18 protein-coding genes and 1 pseudogene are annotated in these 21,185 nt (G+C 62.2%); 8 read left to right on the top strand and 11 right to left on the bottom strand.

Translation table 11 applies throughout. From position 1 onward, the window contains the following. Positions 1-143: 143 nt before the first annotated feature. From AC5RUO_RS03535 to AC5RUO_RS03515, 5 genes are all read right to left on the bottom strand, one after another. Entirely contained in the window at positions 144-1,109 is a 966-nt protein-coding gene (locus AC5RUO_RS03535; RefSeq protein WP_494010208.1) for a glycosyltransferase, read from the bottom strand. Between the two features lie 188 nt (positions 1,110-1,297). Then, positions 1,298-2,584, bottom strand: a complete 1,287-nt coding sequence (locus AC5RUO_RS03530; protein ID WP_494102837.1) for a nucleotide sugar dehydrogenase — start codon at positions 2,582-2,584, stop codon at positions 1,298-1,300. Positions 2,585-2,613: 29 nt separating this feature from the next. Continuing rightward, complete coding sequence (asnB, locus tag AC5RUO_RS03525) at positions 2,614-4,581, bottom strand: asparagine synthase (glutamine-hydrolyzing) (RefSeq protein WP_494010206.1); 1,968 nt, start codon at positions 4,579-4,581, stop codon at positions 2,614-2,616. A 55-nt stretch (positions 4,582-4,636) separates the two neighbouring features. After that, the gene (locus AC5RUO_RS03520; protein WP_494102836.1) at positions 4,637-5,845 is read right to left on the bottom strand and encodes a glycosyltransferase family 4 protein; all 1,209 of its coding nucleotides are present in this window, start codon (positions 5,843-5,845) and stop codon (positions 4,637-4,639) included. After that, on the bottom strand, positions 5,845-6,783 hold the full coding sequence (locus AC5RUO_RS03515; protein WP_494102835.1) for an NAD-dependent epimerase/dehydratase family protein: 939 nt from the start codon (positions 6,781-6,783) through the stop codon (positions 5,845-5,847). Before AC5RUO_RS03515 ends, AC5RUO_RS03520 begins: the two co-directional genes overlap by 1 nt. Positions 6,784-7,327: 544 nt before the next feature. On the opposite strand from AC5RUO_RS03515, the gene AC5RUO_RS03510 reads away from it, so the two are divergent. From AC5RUO_RS03510 to AC5RUO_RS03485, 6 genes are all read left to right on the top strand, one after another. Continuing rightward, positions 7,328-8,086: a prolipoprotein diacylglyceryl transferase gene (locus AC5RUO_RS03510; RefSeq protein WP_494102834.1), complete on the top strand. Its 759-nt coding sequence runs from the start codon at positions 7,328-7,330 to the stop codon at positions 8,084-8,086. After that, positions 8,083-8,415 carry a hypothetical protein gene (locus tag AC5RUO_RS03505; RefSeq protein WP_494010202.1) on the top strand — a complete coding sequence of 111 codons (333 nt, stop codon included), beginning with the start codon at positions 8,083-8,085 and terminating at the stop codon, positions 8,413-8,415. The genes AC5RUO_RS03510 and AC5RUO_RS03505 overlap by 4 nt, the downstream gene beginning before the upstream one ends. Before the next feature lie 34 nt (positions 8,416-8,449). Next, on the top strand, positions 8,450-8,809 hold the full coding sequence (locus tag AC5RUO_RS03500) for a hypothetical protein (protein WP_494010201.1): 360 nt from the start codon (positions 8,450-8,452) through the stop codon (positions 8,807-8,809). After that, positions 8,806-10,404: a radical SAM protein gene (locus AC5RUO_RS03495; RefSeq protein WP_494102833.1), complete on the top strand. Its 1,599-nt coding sequence runs from the start codon at positions 8,806-8,808 to the stop codon at positions 10,402-10,404. Before AC5RUO_RS03500 ends, AC5RUO_RS03495 begins: the two co-directional genes overlap by 4 nt. A gap of 16 nt (positions 10,405-10,420) precedes the next feature. Beyond that, positions 10,421-10,798 carry a hypothetical protein gene (locus tag AC5RUO_RS03490; RefSeq protein WP_494010199.1) on the top strand — a complete coding sequence of 126 codons (378 nt, stop codon included), beginning with the start codon at positions 10,421-10,423 and terminating at the stop codon, positions 10,796-10,798. A 181-nt stretch (positions 10,799-10,979) separates the two neighbouring features. After that, positions 10,980-11,708, top strand: coding sequence for a hemerythrin domain-containing protein (locus AC5RUO_RS03485; RefSeq protein WP_494102832.1), 729 nt, complete (start codon positions 10,980-10,982; stop codon positions 11,706-11,708). 21 nt (positions 11,709-11,729) lie between these two features. On the opposite strand, the gene AC5RUO_RS03480 is transcribed toward AC5RUO_RS03485, so the two are convergent. Beyond that, positions 11,730-12,344 (bottom strand): class I SAM-dependent methyltransferase, encoded by a 615-nt coding sequence (locus tag AC5RUO_RS03480; protein WP_494102831.1) that lies wholly within the window; start codon positions 12,342-12,344, stop codon positions 11,730-11,732. Positions 12,345-12,530: 186 nt separating this feature from the next. Between AC5RUO_RS03480 and AC5RUO_RS03475 the strand changes: the two are divergent. After that, a pseudogene (locus AC5RUO_RS03475) lies at positions 12,531-12,884 on the top strand (SGNH/GDSL hydrolase family protein); the annotation flags it as partial. A 295-nt stretch (positions 12,885-13,179) separates the two neighbouring features. Here AC5RUO_RS03475 and AC5RUO_RS03470 read toward each other — a convergent pair. From AC5RUO_RS03470 to AC5RUO_RS03455, 4 genes are all read right to left on the bottom strand, one after another. Then, positions 13,180-14,445 (bottom strand): beta-propeller fold lactonase family protein, encoded by a 1,266-nt coding sequence (locus AC5RUO_RS03470; protein ID WP_494102830.1) that lies wholly within the window; start codon positions 14,443-14,445, stop codon positions 13,180-13,182. Positions 14,446-14,641: 196 nt separating this feature from the next. Next, positions 14,642-16,624, bottom strand: a complete 1,983-nt coding sequence (locus AC5RUO_RS03465) for an APC family permease (RefSeq protein ID WP_494102829.1) — start codon at positions 16,622-16,624, stop codon at positions 14,642-14,644. Between the two features lie 168 nt (positions 16,625-16,792). Beyond that, positions 16,793-17,464, bottom strand: a complete 672-nt coding sequence (locus AC5RUO_RS03460; protein WP_494010195.1) for a response regulator — start codon at positions 17,462-17,464, stop codon at positions 16,793-16,795. Then, positions 17,442-18,968, bottom strand: coding sequence for a sensor histidine kinase (locus tag AC5RUO_RS03455; protein WP_494010194.1), 1,527 nt, complete (start codon positions 18,966-18,968; stop codon positions 17,442-17,444). The genes AC5RUO_RS03460 and AC5RUO_RS03455 overlap by 23 nt, the downstream gene beginning before the upstream one ends. 357 nt (positions 18,969-19,325) lie before the next feature. Between AC5RUO_RS03455 and AC5RUO_RS03450 the strand changes: the two genes are divergently transcribed. Beyond that, positions 19,326-19,547 carry a hypothetical protein gene (locus tag AC5RUO_RS03450; protein ID WP_494010193.1) on the top strand — a complete coding sequence of 74 codons (222 nt, stop codon included), beginning with the start codon at positions 19,326-19,328 and terminating at the stop codon, positions 19,545-19,547. A 105-nt stretch (positions 19,548-19,652) separates the two neighbouring features. Here AC5RUO_RS03450 and AC5RUO_RS03445 read toward each other — a convergent pair whose 3' ends face one another. Further along, the gene (locus tag AC5RUO_RS03445; RefSeq protein ID WP_494102828.1) at positions 19,653-21,182 is read right to left on the bottom strand and encodes a dihydrolipoamide acetyltransferase family protein; all 1,530 of its coding nucleotides are present in this window, start codon (positions 21,180-21,182) and stop codon (positions 19,653-19,655) included. Between the last annotated feature and the right edge of the window lie 3 nt (positions 21,183-21,185).

Raw genomic sequence — 21,185 nt, 5'->3', positions numbered from 1 at the left:
ATGCTTGCGCACCCCTAACTTGAGATGCTTGCCTGAGTTGCCAGCCGGGTAGGCCACAAGACGCTGCTCGCCCTCCGGGGGAAGATGTTATTCGCGCTGATCAGGAGCCCGCCTTGGTTTTCGCCGAGGTGCCCTTGAAGCGGCTAAATGCCCGTCGAGCTCCGCCAGACTTCCGACCAGCGATCAAAACTGTACTCCTTGCTGATAACGTCCCGCGCGCGCCGCCCCAACTGTGCCCGGTCCGCATCCGAGGACGCTATGAGGTCTCGGAGAGACCGCTCCCATTCCTGTGTGGTAGTCGCGCAATGCCCACCCGTGGCTTCCAAAACTGTGCGGTTCGCTCCCACCGGACTTGCAACGGCCGGCAGGCCTGCCGCCCCGTACTGAAGCAGCTTGTACGCGCATTTACCTCGCGAGTATAAGGAGTTATCCAGCGGCATAATGCCTATGTCTGCTTGCGCCAGGACAGAGCCGAAGGTCTGCGCCGACCAGTTGACCCGTTCCACAATTTGATCCAGTTCACCAAGCGACCTAGCTCCTGCACTGACTACGCGAAGGCGTATGCTCCGTTCCTTATGGATCGCCAGTAGGGGCTGAGTTAGCTGTTGCAAGTAGCGCTCGGTTGCCGGTGTTCCCATCCACACCAAGGTCGGGACTTCCGCCAATGCATAGTCAGATTTCGGAACATAGTCTGCCGGATTCACACAACTCGGAATAACGACGACATCATTGCGAAGCTTCGCTGCATGTTCAGCTAAATATTCGTTGCCAGCGATGACCACGTCGGCTGATCTCATAGCAGCAGACCACACCTTGGCTTTGCTCCAAAGTCTCTTAAGCCCACGCGGGTTAGTGTCAAAGACCGCGTCGTCAAAGTCATAAATACTACGACTTGCACCCGACAACAGAGCAAATTCGAGTCTTCCATTGCTGAATGGCGATGCCTCCCGACTCATGAATAAGGTCGACTTCGATACTTCCCTGGCGAGACGCCGCAAATCTGACTCGGCACGGAGCAGTTTTGGCAGCCCGCGCACAATCGTTCTCAACCCGTTTTCGCTGCCACCCAAGTAATCGTGATGAACGGCACTAATATCTAGGAATTCCAACCAGTCATGGATTCGAACTCTTGCACTACTACCGGTGACCCCGTAAGTGGTAACAGTAACGAGAGGGTTTTCTTCTCTTATTGCCAAGGGACTTTCCCCTCATATTGCGTAGGCGCGGAATGAATGGCGCATGCTCGCCGGAGCGACGTTGATTTCCCTGTCGCATAACGCGTGAATCCCGTCGGCATTCACAATGTCTCGATGTGATCGGCAAATAGCTTGTTCTTGGTATCGAGCACAGGAAGACAAGGAGAGGCTAACAACGCTAAGTCAAGATCATCGTGATCAGTAACGAGGACAGCGATGTCTGCCGTTGAGATCACAGCCTCATCCAAGGTCGCTCTCGTGACTCCTGGGGGCCAGCGGTGAGCCTCGATGTGGTCATCCACAGCGATGAGGCGGGCACCCGCGTCCAAAAGGAGCTCGATGAGGCGGAGCGAAGGGGCCTCGCGAATGTCGCCGGTATTCTTCTTGTAAGCCAATCCAAGGAGCAGAATAGTGGACCCAGAAATGGAGCGCTGTTCCCTATTAAGCATCAGCATCAGTCGCTGGACTACGTAGTCCGGCATATGGTCATTGACGTCATTGGCAAGTTCGACAAATCGAAAGTTCTGTCCCAGTTTGCGGCGGACCTGCCAGGATAAATAGCTGGGGTCCACCGGCAGGCAATGTCCACCAACGCCAGGACCGGGAGTGAACTTCATGAATCCGAACGGCTTTGACGACGCTGCTTCGATGGACTCCCATATGTTCACGCCGAGCTGGTGCGCGTAAATGGCCAGCTCGTTTACCAAGGCAATGTTTACGTGCCTGAAGGTGTTTTCCAGAAGCTTTGTCAGCTCGGCTTCTTTTGTACCGCTGACGGGCACCGTCTGATTGACGAGCCTTCCATAGAAAGCCTCTACTCTTTTCAAGGATTCGGCATTGATGCCGGAAACCACCTTTGGCGTTTCGACGAAGCCCCAGACTTTATTGCCCGGATCGATTCGTTCCGGGCTATAGCCGACGTAGAAGTCTTTCCCTGCTTTCAGACCAGAGCCCTCCTCCAATATCGGCACGAGAAGCTCCTCCGTCGTGCCTGGATACGTCGTGGACTCGAGAACTACTGTGGCACCTGCCCTTACGTGAACGGCCAATGAACGCGCAGATTCCTCAATGAATGTCAAGTCTGGAAGCCTCTCACGCAGAGGCGTAGGAACACTGATCACCGCAATGTCAAAGTGTGCAGCGTCGCGATAGCTCGTAGTTGCCAGATAACGGCCCGACGTGAGTGCTGCATGCAAGGTTTCTTGATCGATATCATCCACGTACGATCTACCCGCCAACAACTCATCGATTCGGCGCTTGTCAATGTCCACCCCGACGACGTCGTAACCCACTTCCGCCGCCCGGATGGCCACAGGCAAACCTACGTAGCCCTGACCGACGATAACGACTTTTTCCTGCTCGTGAGACATCGGCGAGTTTCCCTTCATTTCTGAATTATCGGCGCATCAGCGGTGGTTTAGTGGCTGGTCAATTCCTGCTCTTCCAGCCAGGCCTGAAACATGAGGATGGTCCACAACTGGTGCTGGCGGTTGCGCTTGCCCCCGAGGTGGTCCGACCACATTCCCCTGACTATCTCGGGGCGAAAGTATCCTTCCCGTCCCAGTCGTTCCTCGTTCAGCAGGAGCTCGGCCCAGTCGCGAAGAGGGCCCCTGAGCCAGCTGTCAAGGGGAAAATCAAACCCCATCTTGGGACGTTCTATAAGGCTTTTAGGGACATGCCGGTAAAGCACCTGCCGGAGCAACCATTTTCCTTCTCCCGCTCTCACTTTCTTATCCAAGGGCATACGCCAGGCAAGCTCAATAACTGACGGGTCCAACATTGGCACCCGCGATTCGAGGCTCACAGCCATGGCCGCCCGATCGACTTTCACCAGAATGTCGTCAGTCAAATAGGTCAGGGTGTCCATCGCCATCATCCACTCCACGAAGCCTGAGGTCTCAGGCCACTGCCGTGGATCGGTCATTATCGTCGGCGGCTCGACACCCCCAAGAACCACGCTAGCGGGATCATCCCAGTGGCTGGTGAGCTGGCGGTAGAAGTTGGTCTCACTGGCGGTATCCAGCACTCCGGCTAACTTGTGGGCTTTATCGCCCGGGGCGTTCAGATGCAGCCGTTTGGGCAGTACCTTGCTGGAGGTTTCAAAAAGGGAGTCCCACGCGTGGGGCGGCACCGCCATAAGCCCCGCGGCAGCAACCCGCCGGAGTGGCGCAGGGAATTTGGCGACCCTGGACCAGACCGCGCGAGCGTCCAGATAACGGTTGTAACCGCCGAACACTTCGTCCCCGCCGTCGCCAGTTAGCGCCACCTTCACTTCCTTGCTGGCAAGCCTGCTGACCAAGAACGTCGGAATTTGTGAGCTGTCGGCGAATGGTTCGCAGTACATGGTAGGCAGGGCCGGGATAACGTTCAGTCCATCCGCGGGCTGCAAAATGAGCTCCGTGTGGTCGGTTCCCAAATGCCGGGCCACGGCCTTGGCATGTGCGGATTCGTCGTAGTGCGAGCTGGACGAGCCGATGGTGAATGTTTTGACGGGCTGCGACGCGGAGGCCTGCATGAGCGCAACAACCGTGCTGCTATCCACTCCTCCGCTCAAAAACGCTCCCAGGGCCACGTCGGCCACCATCTGCCGACGCACGCTGGCCCCCAGAACGCGTTCTAAAGCGTCCACTGCCTCGGCGTCACTGCCAGCGAATGGCTCAAGCCGGCCCTGATCGACAGGTTCCCTTAACTGCCAGTATGGAACCGGTTCGGGCGACAACCCCCCATTCAGAGCGGCCCGCGTCAAAGTAAAATAATGGCCTGGGCGAAGCTTATGTACGCCCTTGAAAATTGAATGGGGAGCAGGGATGCAGTCATGCCGAAGCAGGAGGCATAAGGAGTCTCGACTAACCTCGTTTTCGAAAGCGGGGTGAGCCTTTAGCGCCTTCAACTCTGAACCAAAAAGAAATGCCCCTCTTTGCCAACCGAAGTAGAGAGGTTTCTCCCCGAATCGATCGCGTGCCAGCGTTAAAGCACCGTTTGCTCTGTCCCAGAGGGCGAGGGCGAACATGCCCTCGCAGGCCTTTAGTGTCCGCTCAATTCCCCAAGCGGCAAAGCACTCGAGAATCGTTTCCGTGTCCGAGTGGCCTCGCCAAGCAATAGGCTTCTGTGCGTCCAACGCGGTGCGCAAATCAGCATGGTTATAGATCTCGCCGTTGAACACTATTACGAAGTCTCCATCAGCTGAGACCATGGGTTGGGCCCCTGCGTCGCTAAGGTCCAAGATGGACAGCCTTTGATGCCCCAGTGCGACGCCAACCGACTCATCCACCCAGACTCCGCTATCGTCCGGGCCCCGGTGACGGATCCGCGCGATCATTGCTGCTGCCACGTCAGCCCGCGGTTGGACTGGGTATCTTTCGTAGAATCCGCTGATTCCGCACATCGGTGCCCTAACCCTGCCTGTCTATGTACTCGATTGCGATCGGAGCCTTTAATAGTCAGCGTGCCTCAGTGATAGTCACCGCCTCGGAATTGTGTTCTTGATGCAGCGACTGGGCATAAAACTCCTCCAGAAGGCCCCAGACAAGAGGCCGGCGATAGTGGTCGTGAGCCCGTTGCCTGGCGGCTTCTCCCATCCTCCTCCTTAGACCTGGATCTTCGACCAACATGGCCAGGCCCTCAGCCAGTGCTGAAGCCGAGTCCACTTTGGTTACAAACCCTGTCTCGCCGTCCACGACTGAATCGATCGCCCCGGTGGCATCCGTTGTCACCGTCGGGACGCCGGTAGCGGATGCTTCCAAAACCACGTTCGGGAATCCTTCCCGACGGGTCGGTAAACACAGCAGGTCCATGAGGCGGTAGAAGGGTGCAGCATCGAGAACTTGGCCGGTCTGAATCAACCGGCCGCTGCGCTCCAGCTCTTTCATAATGGCGGGAGCGGCGGAACCGTCAATTATTCCGACGACCAGTAACTGGTGGTCTATCCCCCTGTTGTGCAACATCTCCCGGGCCCTGGCCAGGTGCCTCAGGCCCTTGTCCTCGTTCAACCGGCCAACAAATCCTATAACCGGCACGTCCGGGGCGAGTCCGAGCTCGGCAGCAAGGTCGTGGCTGGCCTGGCAATCACGGTGCTCGAGATCATGGTTTGCAGGCTTAAAGTGCGAAAGATCTACGCCGTTGGAGCTTCCTGCGCCCAGCACGACGATCTTCTCGGGCCGCACCATGCCGAGCCCGACGGCCCGCGCACGCAGACTCGGACTTACGGCCAATGCCCTGTGCGCGGTAGCGAACGCCAGTTTCTCCAGGATCATGAGCACCCGGAATTTGGCCCCAGTAGCAGTTTCCAACGGAAGGCCGCGCAGCAGGTAGATCCGGTCGGGGACCCGGGTCAGCCATGCCGCAATTCCGCCGAGGAGACCGGCCTTCGGAGTTCCCACAGACGTAACGTCAGGCCGGAGACGCAGCAAGAGAAGGACCCACCGGCCTAAGGCTGCGAGGTCCGCAATAGGCGCTGGCCTTCGTGCCATCTCGATGCGATGGCACGTGACTCCTGGCGCGTCATCCATCTCGTCGAAAAGCGGGCCTGGCGAGCAGACGACATGGACGTCCCAACCACGGCTGGCGAGATACTGCGGAAACCCCTCCATGAGTTTGAGGGACATGTCGGCTGTAATTCCCAGCACGATCCTGCGTTTGCGCGGCTTCACTAGCACACCTGCTTGTCCCGAAACCATTGAAGGGTACTGGCCAGACCCTCGTCCAGACCCACGGGAGTAATCGACGGAAAGAGTTCCCTGACTCGCAACCCGTCAGACTGTGAGGCGCGGACGTCACCGGTTCTGGACTCAACGTGCTGCACGTCAATCTTATGGCCCAGTGCTGCTTCGATTCGTCCAATCAAATCCAGGAGCGTGGTGTTCGTTCCAAAGGCAAGGTTGACCGGATCCAGGGAGCAGATGCCTCGCCGGAAGGCGTCGTAAATGGTCGCGCATACCGTCTTGACATAGGTGAAGTCCCGGGACTGCAGCCCGTCCCCGTGCACAGTGACTGGCTGGCCGTTGATCGCTGCGTCCAGGAAGCGCGGTATGACTGCCGCATAGTCGTGGTCCGCCGGTTGCCTTGGCCCGAAGACATTGAAGAAACGGAACGCCAGGGTCCGCATCCCATAGGAGTGGCCGTAGGCGATCGTGTAGCCCTCGGTTGCCTGCTTACTCACTGCGTAGGGGCTCATGGGCCGGGTCCAGTCGAACTCGGACTTGGGGAGCGCTTTATTGCTGCCATACACCGAACTTGAGGACGCCACAATTACGTGGGCAGTCCGCATTTCTCGAGCGGCTTCGAGTACGTTGAGGGTGCCGGTGGCGTTCGCGTCATGACTGGGCCGGGGCGCACCGATGGAACGTGGGACACTTCCAATCGCCGCCAGATGAATGACGGCGTCGACTCCGCTCACGACCTCACGGAGCAGCTCGTAGTCAAGGATGGATCCTTTCGTAAAGGCAACATCGAGGCCATGAAGGTTCTCGATTCTGCCGGTACTCAAATCATCAATGACCCGCAGCTCGATATCAGGGTTTTCATGATTGAAGTAGGCCACGAGATTAGAACCAATGAAGCCTGCTCCGCCGGTTATTAGAACCTTCAACAAAACTCCTCAGAAGATCACGTCGCCGTCTCGTTCTGGCCGAAAGGTTGCCGTGATCGTACCTCCGCGCTAGCAGGGAAACAATGAATCCAGGCAGACCTTGATCCGAAATTGTTTTGCGGGGAATTTCCGGTTTCGTGGTCATTAGGTGAGCGAGTGCGGAGGCACGTAGGCGATATGTACGACGGCGGCGCGCCCCGCCGTCGTAATTCCTCCTAGTCACCTCAAGGCGAAGTTCAGTTCCGGGCTGTTGGCTGCCGTGAACCAGCCGGTCTCGGTGGTGTCAATGAATGGAGCGCGGCTGCCGCGGCCCCGTCGCGGATGGCGCTGCTCGCGGCGCGGAGCGTCTCAGCCAGCGGCTGGGCGCGACGGCCCGAGCACCACCACTTGAATGCCAAGCCAGAACCTGCGGGCCGACTCGATCGTCCGCGTTATGGCATTCCCGTCTCCCGGCAATTTCACCCGGACACAATTGCCCGGCGTTCTTCCTGTTCCGGTCGAAGTCGCAGGGGCGGGCAGGAAGGGTCGCTGTTACACTCTGCTCATGATCGGGCTTCCCTTCGCGGGAGACGGGCTGGTGCACGCCGGCTTATTGGGGCTGGGCATCCTTGCAGCCCTGCTGTTCTACGCTTACGAGAAGCGCCGCAGAGGCCTTACCGATCCCCGGCTGTGGCCGATTGCAGGTTTCGCCATCGCCTTCGGTGCCATCGGCTCCAGATTGCTGACCTGGGATTTTTCCCGGCAGATTTCCCTAGTTGACTGGTGGGGCAACGGCGACCGCAGCATCCTGGCCGGACTGGTCGGCGCATGGTTCGGCGTCCATCTGGCCAAGCGGATGACAGGTTACCGCGACTCCACCGGGGATCTGCTTGCGCCCGCTGTCGCCTTGGCCTTGATGATCGGGCGCGTCGGGTGCCTCCTCACCGAATTGCCTGGCACCCCCACCGGGGGGACGTGGGGAATTGTTCTCACGCCCGCGCAGGCTGCAATGTTGGGTGGAGTTCCCGGGGCGGGACTCCACCCCTCTTTTGCCTATGAAATCGTGTTCCATGTGGCCGCATTCGCACTCATGTGGCGTTACCGGGACCGCCTGCCCCGGTCCGGCGACCTCTTTATCTGCTACGTAACCTCCTACGCCCTCTTCCGCTTCGGCGTCGAATTTGTCCGCGGCAACGAGTTGCTCTGGCTGGGGATGAGCCGTCCCCAGTGGTTCCTCCTGGTGGTTTTCCCCCTGCTGCTCTGGCGGATGCTGCGGGTCTTCGGGAAACCCCTCAACCCCAGGATGGAGGAAAGAGCAGCATGAGTGAGGACTATCCGCCGCGCCAGGAAAGGGAGGAGGAGGATGAGGAGGATCCCCCCGAACCAGGTCTGGGCCCCATGGGGTTGGGAATCCTGGTGGGGGCTACTGCCCTTTATCTCTTCTATTTCTTTGCGCTCTCCTCCATGCATTTCCTCGCCGGGCCCGCAGCATTGATTCCGATCGGCGTCTATCTGTTGGTAGCGGCTGTTCTCGCGGTCCGGCCGCGCACCTCCCGGCTGGGTACGGGGCTGCTGATTGGCCTGGGGATCTTCACCCTGCTCGGCGGCGGGATCTGCGTCGGACTCCTCGCGCAGATGAGGCCCCTGACATGAAACCACTCCGCCCGATGTTGAAGGAGCGAGCATCATGACCGATGACAATTCCAAAGAACCCTGGAGCCCCCCGCCATCGCGCCAAGAAAAGGAGCCCCAGGAACCAAGACGCGGCTCCATGATGCTTGGAATCCTGCTCGGAGCTGCTGGTCTCTATGTCCTCTATTTCGGGACAACAGCTGGTATCGCTCCGGACGAAGGCTATAAAACTCCTCTCGCCGGGCCGGCAGCGCTGATACCAATCGGGGTGTATCTGGCGGTAGCCGGTGGTCTGGCAATCTGGACACGCACGTCCCGGTTGGGCGCGGGGCTGTTGATTGGCCTGGGGGTCTTCATACTGGTCGGGGGCGGGATCTGCGTCATGGCCCTCTCGCAGATGAGTAGCCGGATATGAACCCGTTCACATCCCGGCAGCCGTTGCCGGGCCCCGGCCAGCCTCTTCGCGGGGACCGCATCCACCGCTATGTCACAGCTTTCTGTCCCCGCTGCCACGAGGCGAACCCCCCGCTTGCGCAGGTCCGGCGCCTCTCCGGCGCGCTGCTGATCCGCGACGGGCGGGTCTGGCTTGAACGCGGCTGCCAGGACCACGGACTCATCAGCACGTTGTACGACGAGTCCCCCGAAATTCTGCGCTACCTGGAGAGATGGCAGGCCCCTACCAAGCAACACGTCCCGGACCAGGCCGGCAATTACCGCCAGGTCCCGGAGGCGTATTCATACGGGCTTCCCGCTATGCAGACGCAGCACACGTGCATCCTCCTGCAGGACATCATCGAGCACTGCAACCTGCGCTGCCCCACTTGCTTCACCGCTTCCGGCCCCCAACTGCAGGGAGTTGCGCCGCTCAGTGAGGTGCTGGCTAATATCGACACCCGGCTTGCCCGCGAGAACGGGCGGCTGGATGTGCTGATGCTCTCCGGCGGCGAGCCCACGCTCTACCCGCATCTGGCCGAACTTCTGGATGAGCTCGTCGCCCGGCCGATCGTCCGGATCATGGTGAACAGCAACGGCATGCTCATTGCCACCGACGAGGACCTGCTCGCACTGCTGGCCAGGCACCGGGACCGGGTGGAGGTGTACCTCCAATACGACGGCCCGTCCAGAGCAGCATCCATCCACCACCGCGGCGGAGACCTGACCCGCTTCAAAGACCTGGCCATCGCTCGCCTGTCCGAGGGCGGCGTGTTCACCACCCTGACCATGACGGCGGCCCTCGGCGTCAACGACGGAGAGGTCGGCGCCGTCGTCATGCGGGCTCTGGAAACCCCGTTCGTAGGCGGGGTTGCGCTGCAGCCGGTGTTCGGTTCAGGGCGCGGCCACGGCATCAACCCTTTGGACCGGCTCACCCACACAGGCGTCCTGGACAGGCTCGCGGAGCAAACGAACGGGGTGGTCTCGTGGCACGACCTGACGGCACTCCCCTGCTCTCATCCGCACTGCGCCTCGGTGGGTTACATGCTGAAGGACGACGCCGGAGTCTGGCGTTCACTGACAGCCCTCATCGGGCACGACCAGCTGCTCGCCTGGCTGGAACTCAACCCCGACACCATCGCCAACCGGATCGCCGACAGCGCCATCCCGCTCGAGCTGCGAAACCTCATGAAGACCTCACTCCTGGACCTTCTCAGCGAGCAGTCCTCCCTATCCCACCCGCGGACAATGGATCTTTGGAAGAACATCTGCACCCAATGCGACCTCGGCATCGGCACCCTCACCACGCTGGCTGCCGGCAAGCTCCCAGGGCAGCAGCAGCGCCTGCGCCGGCTCCTCGGCGAACGGATCACCCGGATCATGGTCAAGCCGTTCATGGACATCTCCACCATGATCGAGGAACGGCTCACCCAATGCTGCGTCCACGTGGGCACCAAGAGCGACGCCGGCGATCACCAGTGCGCCCCGTTCTGCGCTGTCCAGGCCTGGCCGGCCCTGGCCAGGCAACGGATGAGCACAGCCACGGGCACCCGACTCCTCCCGGTCCGCCAGGTCTGAGCCAGGAATAGGGAAAATGATGAGTTCCGCTTCTGACGCCCGGCGCCTTGCCGCGGGGCCACCGCCGTCACATCTGGTGCGCGCCTGGCATGCGGCCCCGCAGGGTCACCGGCCAGAGCCCGACGCCGGTCCGCAGTCACCGCCGGCCTTCGATCCATTGCGGCTCTGCATCTTCGCCACCATCGCCCTGCTGGGCTGGGCAGCCGGCCCGGTGGCACTGGCCGTGTTCGCCGCCGTCGGATTCGCAGGCTACTGGAAAGCCCGTCGGCGGGGCCTGACGAAGTCGAAGTGCTACCTCCGGGATACGAGGCTGGTCCTGGCCTACCTGGGCGCCCTCCTGGCAGCAGGGCTATGGGGAATGTATTCGCTGGCCGCCCAACTACTCGGCTTCTAACGCCTTCGCCGATCCGTTTCGTCGCTGCCAAGGGACCCCTCTAGCACCACTATAAAAGTAGTGACAGCCCACTACAAAAGTAGTAATCTGGCTACGTGGCCACAACCTAATCCGGACCGGCCCGGAAACCGCCGTGGCGGCGTCCGGGCGGGTATCGCCAGATTTTCCAATGGAGCCAGCCATGACTGATTTCTTCACCATGCGTCCCGGCGAAACCGCGGCACCCCTGCCGCCGGGGCCGGTCCTGTCTACCGGGTCAACCGGTATCCAGCGGGTCCACCGCTTCCTGCTCTGGGCCTATGACGAGGCGCCCGGCCTAGTGCGTTCCGCCAACCCCGGCGACACTGCCCGCGCCGCCTACGTGGGAAAAATGCTGGGTAACTTCCACACGGTGCTCCTTGTCCACCAGGAGGGCCAGGACCTGCTGATGTACCCGCAGCTGGCCGAGCGGGCACCGGCGAGCACACCGCACATAGAGGAGATGCTCAGCCACCACGGACAGATCCGGGACCACGTGAAGGGCATCGAACCCGTCCTTGAACGCTGGATGCAGACGGCGGACGCAGAAAGCAGGGCGGAACTCGCGCAGCGCTACGAAGACCTGCAGCCGGTCCTTAAGGAGCACCTGCGTCGTGAGGTCACGGAAGTGATGCCCGTCGTGGACCGGGTGATGACCGAGGAGGAACTGATGGCAGTACCCAAGCATGGGGTGCGGCAGTACGACAAGAAGTTCCTGGTCTCTTTCCTCGGCCTGGTCCTGGCCACGAATCCGCCGGAAGACCGGCGGAGAATCTTCTTCGACGAAATGCCCGCCCCGGTGCGCCTCGCTTACCGGCTGATCGGACGCAGGATGTACCGCAAGCAGTACGCGGCGCTCTTCCCCGGCCGTCCCGTCCCGGAGACGTTCTAGATGGCGGAGCACCAACGGGCATCAGGCTTTCGCCAGCACCATCGGCTGGTAGTAGCCGCTGACGTCGGGCATGAGCCATTCGACGGCGGTAAACCCGGCCGATGCAAGCAGACCCTCAAGTGTCCCGCGCCGCAGCGCCCGGTAGCGGGTGGTGCCGGAGCGGGCCCGCAACGCGTCGTAGTCCCGAAGAGAGGCGAGCAAGAGCCCGCCTGGCCGCAGGCACGCACGGACACTGCGCAAGGCATGGCGCAGGTCCCGGTCAGTCAGCAGGTGCGGCAGGGCGTTGTCGCAGGAGATAGCGACGTCGAACTTGCCGGAGACGTGATCACGCACGTTCCGGACGTCGCAGCAGGCAAAGTCGACGTCGGTTTCCCTAGCAGTTGCCTCCGCCCGGGCCCGGTGGACGGCGGCGCGGCTCACGTCGGTGGCCGTCACGAGATACCCAAGTTTCGCAAGCGGCAGGGCCTGGGTTCCGATGCCGCACGTGCAGTCCAGCAGGCGGCCCGCAGTGATTCCCCGCTGCGCCAGGACGTCGGCGATCACGCGCCCATGCCATTGGGCGGCCGCCCACCAGTCGCCGAACAGCAGGTGGTATTCGGATGCCAGGCGGTCATAGAACTCTTCCGGTGTAGCCACCTGGGACACCTCCCGTCCTGAGCCTGCGCCGCCGTACCGATCCGCCAAGGCAAGCGTACGACGGCGGCGCGCACCCGCCGTCGTACCCCCTTCCTCCGGCACTTGCGGGGCCGGTAACGCAGCAGTAACGCCAACAAAGGTTGCCTAAGAAGGTCAGCCTTCAGGAAGGTAAGGGCCCAGGCTTACGGAGCTATCCGAGCCCAGGCACCCAACGCCACGATTGCCGCAGTGGGGTATCCGTATTTGTTCGCTCCGGAGTTTGCCGGCGGCGCACTCGTCGAGAATATCGAGATCTTCAACACGGGTACTGACACCCTCAACAAAGTCATTCGGGACGCCGCCAAGTCCTCCGGCGCTGTCTATATTGAAGTCACCGACGACTTCGCCGGTCACGGCATTGGCTCGCCCGAGCCCTGGATCAACTTTGATCCGGCAGACCCCCTGTTCGGCACCAACTTCCACCCAACTGCCGAAGGTCATGCCAGCGGGTACGCCGCAGCAGTCGTCGAGGAAGTAGAGATCGACGAGCTGGTGAACTAACGGGTCAACCGGAACTTAGATGAGCTGATTGCGACGGCCCTGCTGCTAAGTCTGAGACTGTTCACCCACTAGGTCTTCACGGTGCTCGGCGCAGTGCACGTCGGGAACTATCCCGCCTCTTTCCTCATCCTTGAGGTAGTGCGTGAAGTGGTTAGTTGTCCTTCCGCAGACACTGCAGAAGGTTTGGTGCTGTTTGGTCCACACGTGACTTGTCCTTGTGCTTCACGAACTGCGCGTCATGCTGCGCGCATGTTCTGCGCTGATGTTGGCGGTGCTGCTTGTCCGCGGTTTCGGTTCAGCGGACCTTCGCCTTGGTCACGGTGATTGTGATGGGGCCAGTGACCGCATCGGGGCTGACACCGTTGGTTGCGGTCACACTGAACGTGAACCTGCCGGCCTTGGTCGGTGTTCCGGCCAGGACTCCCGTGGCGGCGTCCAGGGTTAAGCCTGCGGGCAGTGCACCAGAGGAAACCTGGAAGGTCGGGGCAGGGACACCTGTTGCGGCAAACGTGTAGCTGTAGGCGGCACGCGTGGTCGCCTTTGTCGGAGGTGTCGCCGCGGTGAACACCGGCGCTGCTGCATTCACGGTGATGACCGACACCGTGTTGTCAAAGGTGTTGGTGACGTAGACTGTCGACCCATCCGGGGTGACCGCAACATCGCCCGGAGGCGTTTCAACCGCGATCGTGGACGTCACTGTGTCCGACGGCACGTCGATGACAGACACTGTGTTGGAACCGGAGTTGGTGACGTAAGCCATGGACCCGTCAAGGGTGATCGCCACACTGTCCGGGCTCCACCCGACCGTGATGGTGGCGACCTCATCTTCGGATGCCACATCGATGACCGACACCGTGTCACTTTCGTTGTTGGCGACGTAGGCCTTGGACCCGTCCGGGGTGATCGCAATGCTGCCAGGAGACGCGCCGACCGGGATGGTGGAGATCCACATGTTCGTGGCCACATCGATGACCGACACCATGTTCGAATCCTGCCCGTTGGTGACGTAGGCCTTCGCTCCGTCCGGGGTGAACGCAATGGAGCCCGGAAGCGGCCCGACCAGGATCGAAGAGGTCATCCTGCTCGTGCCCACCTCAATGACCGACACCGTGTCAGTACTGGCGCTGCTGACGTAGGCCGTCGACCCGTCGGGGGTGAACGCGACGGTGGTCGGAGACTCTCCGACGGGGACCGACGAGGTCATCATGTCGGAGGCCACATCGATGACCGACACGGTGTCGGAACTGACGCTGGTGACGTAGGCCGTCGATCCGTCCGGGGTGAACGCAACACCAATCGGAAGCGGCCCGACCTGGATCGTGGAGGTCACCGTGCCCGAGGCTACAGCGATGACCGACACCGTGTTGGATTCCCAGTTGGCGACGTAGGCTTTGGACCCGTCCGGAGTGAACGCAACGTTGCTTGGGCTCGACCCGACCGGGATCGTGGAGGTCACCAGGGTTGCAGCGGTGGCGGGGATATTGCCGACCAGCGTGAGCGCCGCGATGATTGTGACGACGACGGCCGCACGCCACCGAGACCCTGTAGTTATTAGCTGCATCAGATTTCCCCTTATAACGGCGGGCCGAAACAGACGGCGTAAGCCGGAGTTTATAGACCCGGCGAACTCACGGTCACCGTTGGCCGGTACCTGTCTTTTGCGCTGGAGCTACCTGTTGAGGTGGGCGGTTTCAGCAGAAGGCTGGGTCAGACGGTCTAGCCGATGATGGGGCGTTCTTCAGGGAGGCGGTATCCGTTCATCCCACGTGGATACCGGGCCGACGATCCGGATCCGGTTCGTTCTTGCGGATGATTTCCCGGACCACCGGGGCGGTGTCACCCCGGCCCAGGAGCAGGTAGCGCATCAGGTGGACGAGGGGGTTTCCTTCCGACCACTCGAAGTAGGCGTGCGGCCTGACACCGGTGGCGTCCCGCAGCGCCAGGAGGATCGCGGCGATAGCGTTCGGGGCGGCCGGGCTATGGGCCCGGAGCACCCGGTGGCCCCCCACTTCCATGCCGTGTACTTCGAGGGTGTCGCTGAATTCGGAGGGGTCGGTGATGTCCACTTCGAGGAAGATGACGTCGGCGGTTCCGGGCACCGGATTCATCTTGCGCTGGGCGGCTTCCTTTCCCGCGTATTCTGCTGCAGTGCCGGATTCCGGGCGGTGGGCGATGAGGTTTATCCGGCCGTCGAAATCCAGGGTGTCGCTAATAAACCGGCGGGCCGCGGCATCCAACTCGATACGGTCAACGCGCAGTTCGGTGGTGCGGCTGACGCGGGAGACAAGGGAGACGGCGATGATGCCGAGGATGAAGAAGGCGGAGATGGTGATGCCGTCCGGTTTGGCCACCACGTTGGCTGCCAGGGCGTAGAGCATCACCAGCGTCAGGACCGTGAAGGCAATGGCAGCGGCGCGTTGCTTACGGCGGATGGCGGAGATGGTGACGGCGGTTGCACCGGAGACCATCATGGCCAGGATGCCGGTGGCGTAGGCGCCGGCCTGGGCGTTGACGTCGGCGTTGAAGCCGATGGTGATCAGGATGCTGATGGCCGTGTATACGAGCACCACCGGGCGGACGGCGCGGGACCAGTCTGGAGCCATCCCGTAGGACGGCAGGTAGCGGGGGACGATGTTGATGAGTCCGGCCATGGCGGAGGCTCCGGCGAACCAGAGGATCAAAATGGAGCTGACGTCGTAAACGGATCCGAAGCCGTTGCCGAGGTGCTCGTGGGCCAGGTAGGCCAAGGCCCTGCCGTTCGCTTCACCGCCTGCCTGGAACTCCTCGGCGGGGATCAGCACGGTGGTGACGAAGCTGCTGCCCAGCAGGTACACGCTCATGATCACGGCCGCCGTCGTCAAAAGCTTGCGGGTGTTTTTGACCCTGCTGGCCAGCTTTTCCTCGGGTGTGGCTCCTCGGGCCGACACAAGGGGCATCATGCTGACGCCGGTTTCAAAACCCGACAGGCCCAGGACCAGCAGGGGAAAAGCCATCAACGCCGGCCCAATGACCCCGCTCAAACCGCCGCCGGACGACGTGAGCGCGTCGGTCCAACCGGTGAGCGCAGCGGGTGTGGCGAGGATTTCCGCGATACCGGTGCCGATGATGATGGCGTTCATGCCGAGGAAGACGGCGACGAGGGGGATGGCGATGGCCACCGCTTCCGAGAACCCAAGCAGGAACACCGCGCCCAGGATCAGGAGCAGGACAACGGTGATTGCCACCGCCTGCCCTTCCAGGAAGGGCGGCAGGTAAGGGTTTTCGAGCAGGTGCACTGTCGCGTCAGCCGCTGAGAGGGTGATGGTGATGATCCACGACGTCGCGACGAACCCGAGCAGGACCAGCACGAAGATCTTTCCACGCCAGAATGGCAGGAGCCGTTCCAGCATCGCCACGGAACCCTGCCCGTGCGGGCTTTCCTTGGCTACGCGCAGGTACATGGGCAGCATCCCGAGCAGCGTCAGAGCCACGATCAGCAGCGTGGCCAGCGGGGACAGCGCCCCCGCCGCCAGGGCTGCAATGCCGGGCAGGTAGGACAGGGTGGAGAAGTAGTCCACCCCGGTCAGGCACATGACTTTCCACCAGCTCTGCCGGGACGCGTGGGCGTCCGAGGTTTCCGGACCGACGGGCTGGTTGACCCGGTGTTCGAGCAGCCACCGAACCAGCGGGCTGCCTGGTGCCGATTTTTGTTCAGGTTTGGGAACGGTGGCGGGGATGGAGAACCGGGTGGAAGCCGTCAAGGACGTGTCTTTCTATACTGCCTGGGACGGGCGCAAACAGCCCCCGTTTCAGGCGCTACGCTGTGCTGATAACCACCGGAGCGTAGCACCGGGTTCATCCCGTATCCGGGGCGTTTCCACGGATTTTAATGCTTTCTTAACGCCCCCAGCAGGTCTTTCGGGCGGCAGCTATTCCCGGAAGCGGTATCCCAGTCCGGCCTCAGTCAGCAGGTGCCGCGGATTCGCCGGATCGGCTTCGAGCTTGCGCCGCAACTGTGCGAGGTAGACCCGCAAGTAGCCGGTTTCCTCGGCGTAGGCCGGTCCCCAGACCTGCCGGAGGATCTCCTCGTGCGTGATCAGGGCGCCGCTGTTCCTGACCAGCAGCTCCAGGATGTTCCACTCCGTGGGGGTCAGCCGGACAGGAACTCCGCGGCGCGTCACCTGCTTGGCGGGGAGATCGACTGTGAAGCCTTCGGTTTCGATGACCGGGACATCACCGGAAGATCCCCTTCTCAGGGCAGCCCGGAGACGGGCCAGGAGTTCGTCCATCCCGAAGGGCTTGGTGACGTAATCGTCAGCACCCGCGTCCAGAGCCTGGATCTTGTCATCGGAGCCGTGCCGGGCGGACAGGACCACGATAGGGACGTCGTTCCAGCGCCGGAGCCTGCGGATCACCTCAACCCCGTCCAGGTCAGGAAGTCCCAAGTCCAGGATGATGACGTCCACCGGATGCTGTGCTGCCCGGTCCAGAGCCTCTTTCCCGGTCAACGCGGTCACCGTCGAGTAGCCCCGGGCCGTCAGATTGATCTGGAGGGCACGAAGGATCTGAACCTCATCGTCAACGATCAGAACGGTGGCCACGCTGTCCTTTCATGCCGGATGAGGGCGCTACGCCCGTGGAGAGCGGCAACCGGACCACCATCGTCAGGCCCCCGCCAGGAGTGGGCTCGGCCAGCAGGACCCCGCCCATGGCCTCGGTGAACCCTTTCGCCACGGCAAGACCAAGACCAATCCCCGTTCCGGCCGTCGTGTCATCAGCGCGCTGGAAGGGGCGGAACATTGCCAGGACCTCATCAGCGGGGATGCCCGCGCCACGATCGACGACAGTAAGTTCGCTGGCAGGAACATCCCCAATTCTTGCACTGCCGGCACCGCCAACAGTTCCGGAGATCACCACATCCGACTCGGGGGCATACTTCAGGGCGTTTTCCACCAGGTTGGCGATAACCCTTTCCAGCATCCCCGGGTCGGCATCGACCGGGGGCATGTTGTCCGGCAACAGAACGCGGAGCCGCGCGGAGTCCATGCCGCGGAGCGCTTCACCTACGGCGTCTGCCCAATAAACGGGACGGATCAGGGGTGCGACCGAGTCAGCCGTGATCCTGGACATATCCAAAAGGTTGCTCACCAGGCGGTCCAGCCTGTCTGCCCCCGACTCTACGGTGGCCAGAAGTTCTTCCTGCTCCTCCGCGCTGAAGGTAATGGTCTTATCACGCAGGCTGCTGGAAGCGAGCTTGATGCCAGCCAGTGGAGTGCGGAGATCATGGGACACCGCCCGCAGAATGGACGTCCGCATGGTGTTGCCCTCGGCAAGACGGAGGTTTTCGCGCTGGCTCGCCGTGAGCTCTTCACGCTGGACCATGGCCAGCAGATGGGCGCCAAAGGCGGTCAGCAGCCGCCGTTCATCATCGGTGAGATCCTTTCCGGTAAGTGTGAGGATCCGGTCCCGGTCCAGCTGCTCCGCAACGTCAGCCTCCGAAACGTCATCCGGCTGCGGTCCGCCGGAGGATTCCTGAAGCTCCCACACCACTGTCCCGCCCGGGCCGGTTTCCCGTTTGACCCACATACCGGCTCCCACCACCTGGAAGTGTTCCCGGACCTTGTCCAGGAAAGCAGGAATACTGTTCCCCTCGGCCACAGCCCTCCGGCTCAGATCGCTGAGGACTGCTGCTTCTGCCCCTGCCAGGTGTGCTTCCTTACTGAGCTTGGCCGAGCGGTCCACGACCAGTGACACGGCCACCGCCACCACGACAAAAATGAACAACGCCAGGACGTTTTCGGGATCAATCACCGTCAGGGACCCCACGGGGTGGACGCTGAAGTAATTCACGGTCAGCCCCGCGACGACGGCCGCCAGCACGGCTGGCCAGAGCCCCCCGAGCAGCGCAACACCAACAATGCCGGTGAGGTGTACCAGCATGTCCGTAGACAGCTGGTCGTGGGGAAGAAGGTCCAGGAGGAACTGCAGGAGCGGCGGGAGCCCCAGAGCGAGGATGAATGCCGGTATCTCCCGGCGCCGCCCCAGCCGCGGACGCCTGTGCCCCCTGCGCTCCTCGGGAAGGATGCGCCGATTTCCTCGTGCCATGGCTCTATTGTTCCCTCCGCGGCAACTTGAAGCCGCCACGAAGCGGAGGAAGCCGGGATGAACCCCTACCACCCGGTTTGCCCGCTTTTGGCTAGTTGGTTTGACCGTTTCAGAAGAGGTCTTGACCGTCCCGTCCAGAGGGGATCACACTTTTTATGGGCGCGATTGACGACAACGTCTATCGGTCAATGTCGGAAGAATCTTTTCACTCATCACGGGGAGAAGATTCCGCACCAGGTGGGAGAAATTTCCCATGATCGGGTCTCCTGGTGCGGCCGCAGACGCGGAGGGGACACCGCGATTACCTCCGTCTCACATCATTCATGCATAGGAAAATTACAAAGGGTGGGGTACGTAATGGACATTGAGCAGCTGTGGGATCGGCTCGAACCAGAAACGCGGCATTGGCTGGTGGATAATCCGGGGTGCCGCATCCTTCCCAGAACCATTGCGGCAGAGATCAAAGCGGCTACCGGTGCCGAGTTTGAACAGGACCGGCACGGTGAAAGTATCCTCTCCGCCAGCGACTGCGACTTCATTCGCAGGGCAGCGGAACTCCACGACGCCCGACGGCACTGAGTCCGGGCAGCCGGCGTTTTGGAAGGTTTCGTATCGAAATACCGCCATAAGTGAGCGAGCGTTGCAGGAAACACCGCCATAAGTGAGAGAGCGTCGGGACTCCGGCTAGAGGTCGGCCAGGAGGGTGGTGGGGTTCTCCATTGCGTCCGCCACGAAGCGGAGGAAGCCGGCCGCCGTTCCGCCGTCGCAGACCCGATGGTCGAACGTCAGCGTCAGCTCGGTGACTTTACGGACGGCGAGCTCGCCGTTGACCACCCACGGCTTGTCGATGATCCGGCCGACGCCGAGGATGCCCACCTCCGGGTGGTTGATGATCGCCGCGGACCCGTCCACCCCGAACACGCCGTAGTTGTTCAGCGTGAAGGTGCCGCTGCCCAGTTCGGTGGGGGTGGCCTTGCCCTGGCGTGCGACGTCGGTCAGCCGGCGGATCTCCGCGTCCAGTTCACGGGCGCTCAGCTTTTCGGCGCCGCGGACAGACGGCACCACCAGGCCGCGGTCGGTCTGGGCGGCGATGCCAAGGTTGATCCCGTCGAACGCGACGATCTCCTGGGACCCGTCGTCGGCCGTTTCGATGCGGGTGTTCAGCTCCGGGTACTTTTTCAGCCCGGCTGTGACAAAACGGGCGATAAACGCGAGCAGGCCCGGGACCTCTGCGCCGTTGGTCTTCATTCCCTCACGGAGCTCCAGCAGCGCGGTGGCATCCACGTCCACCCACACCGTTGCCTCGGGGATTTCCGAGCGGCTGCGGGCCATGTTCGCGGCGACGGCCTTGCGGACACCGCGGACAGGAGTGCGGGAGGAGACGGCCAGGCCGGTGCGGGCGTCCACGCCCTCAGCCTGAACAGGCGTCGTTTCGGCAGACTGAGTTTCGGCAGGCTCCACCGCCGGGCGCGGCATAGCTTCGGCCCGCTTGGTTTCGACGGGGTGAATGGCTGCCTCGACGTCGCGGCGCATGATCAGCCCGCTCTCGCCGGAGCCGTGGAGCTCACCGAGATCCACGCCGTGTTCCTTGGCCATGCGCCGGACCAGCGGTGAGATCACGGCACCAAGCTTCCCGGGCACGCGGGTACGCAGCAGCGAGAGGTCATCCTCCGCAGGGTTGGTTACAACAGGCTCACCCGACGAAGGGATCGGCTCAGCCAGCCCAACCGAACTCTTCCGGGCGCGGGTGCGGCGGGCGGTGCCGTGGCCGCCGGGAGTTCCGTAGCCGATCAGGACGTTTCCGGACCCGGCCTTCTCCTCCTCCCGGTAGGACTGGGCCACGTGGGTTTCGCCGGGCTCAACCGGTGCGGACTCGGCCACCGGCTCGCCCAGTTCCGTTTCGGCAGGTTCAGTCACAGGCTCCGCAGGTTCCGGCGCGGGGGCGGCATCAGAAGCGGCGGCCCCGGAAGAAGCGGGCGTCACCGAGATCAGCGGCTTCCCAACGTCGATGGTCTCCCCCGGCTGCCCGTGCAGCTCGGCGACAACACCCGCATAGGGAGAGGGCACCTCAACGGTGGACTTGGCCGTCTCCACCTCCGCTATCGGCTGGTCCACGGAGATGGTGTCCCCAACAGACACATGCCAGGACACCAGCTCGGCCTCGGTCAGCCCCTCCCCCAGGTCCGGCAACAAAAACACGCGAGTCTCGCTCATGAA

This window comes from Arthrobacter sp. Y3221087, assembly GCF_059089905.1.
The sequence above is the reverse complement of the archived record's forward strand: the minus strand, read 5'-3'. Positions and strand labels throughout refer to the sequence as shown.

Excerpts from the sequence above, each read along its gene's own strand:
- AC5RUO_RS03530 (WP_494102837.1), bottom strand. The coding sequence starts at position 2,584 with ATGAAGGGAAACTCGCCGATGTCTCACGAGCAGGAAAAAGTCGTTATC.
- asnB (WP_494010206.1), bottom strand. The coding sequence starts at position 4,581 with ATGTGCGGAATCAGCGGATTCTACGAAAGATACCCAGTCCAACCGCGG.
- AC5RUO_RS03450 (WP_494010193.1), top strand. The coding sequence starts at position 19,326 with ATGGACATTGAGCAGCTGTGGGATCGGCTCGAACCAGAAACGCGGCAT.
- AC5RUO_RS03505 (WP_494010202.1), top strand. The coding sequence starts at position 8,083 with ATGAGTGAGGACTATCCGCCGCGCCAGGAAAGGGAGGAGGAGGATGAG.
- AC5RUO_RS03495 (WP_494102833.1), top strand. The coding sequence starts at position 8,806 with ATGAACCCGTTCACATCCCGGCAGCCGTTGCCGGGCCCCGGCCAGCCT.
- AC5RUO_RS03500 (WP_494010201.1), top strand. The coding sequence starts at position 8,450 with ATGACCGATGACAATTCCAAAGAACCCTGGAGCCCCCCGCCATCGCGC.
- AC5RUO_RS03490 (WP_494010199.1), top strand. The coding sequence starts at position 10,421 with ATGATGAGTTCCGCTTCTGACGCCCGGCGCCTTGCCGCGGGGCCACCG.
- AC5RUO_RS03485 (WP_494102832.1), top strand. The coding sequence starts at position 10,980 with ATGACTGATTTCTTCACCATGCGTCCCGGCGAAACCGCGGCACCCCTG.
- AC5RUO_RS03510 (WP_494102834.1), top strand. The coding sequence starts at position 7,328 with ATGATCGGGCTTCCCTTCGCGGGAGACGGGCTGGTGCACGCCGGCTTA.
- AC5RUO_RS03470 (WP_494102830.1), bottom strand. The coding sequence starts at position 14,445 with ATGCAGCTAATAACTACAGGGTCTCGGTGGCGTGCGGCCGTCGTCGTC.
- AC5RUO_RS03445 (WP_494102828.1), bottom strand. The coding sequence starts at position 21,182 with ATGAGCGAGACTCGCGTGTTTTTGTTGCCGGACCTGGGGGAGGGGCTG.
- AC5RUO_RS03455 (WP_494010194.1), bottom strand. The coding sequence starts at position 18,968 with ATGGCACGAGGAAATCGGCGCATCCTTCCCGAGGAGCGCAGGGGGCAC.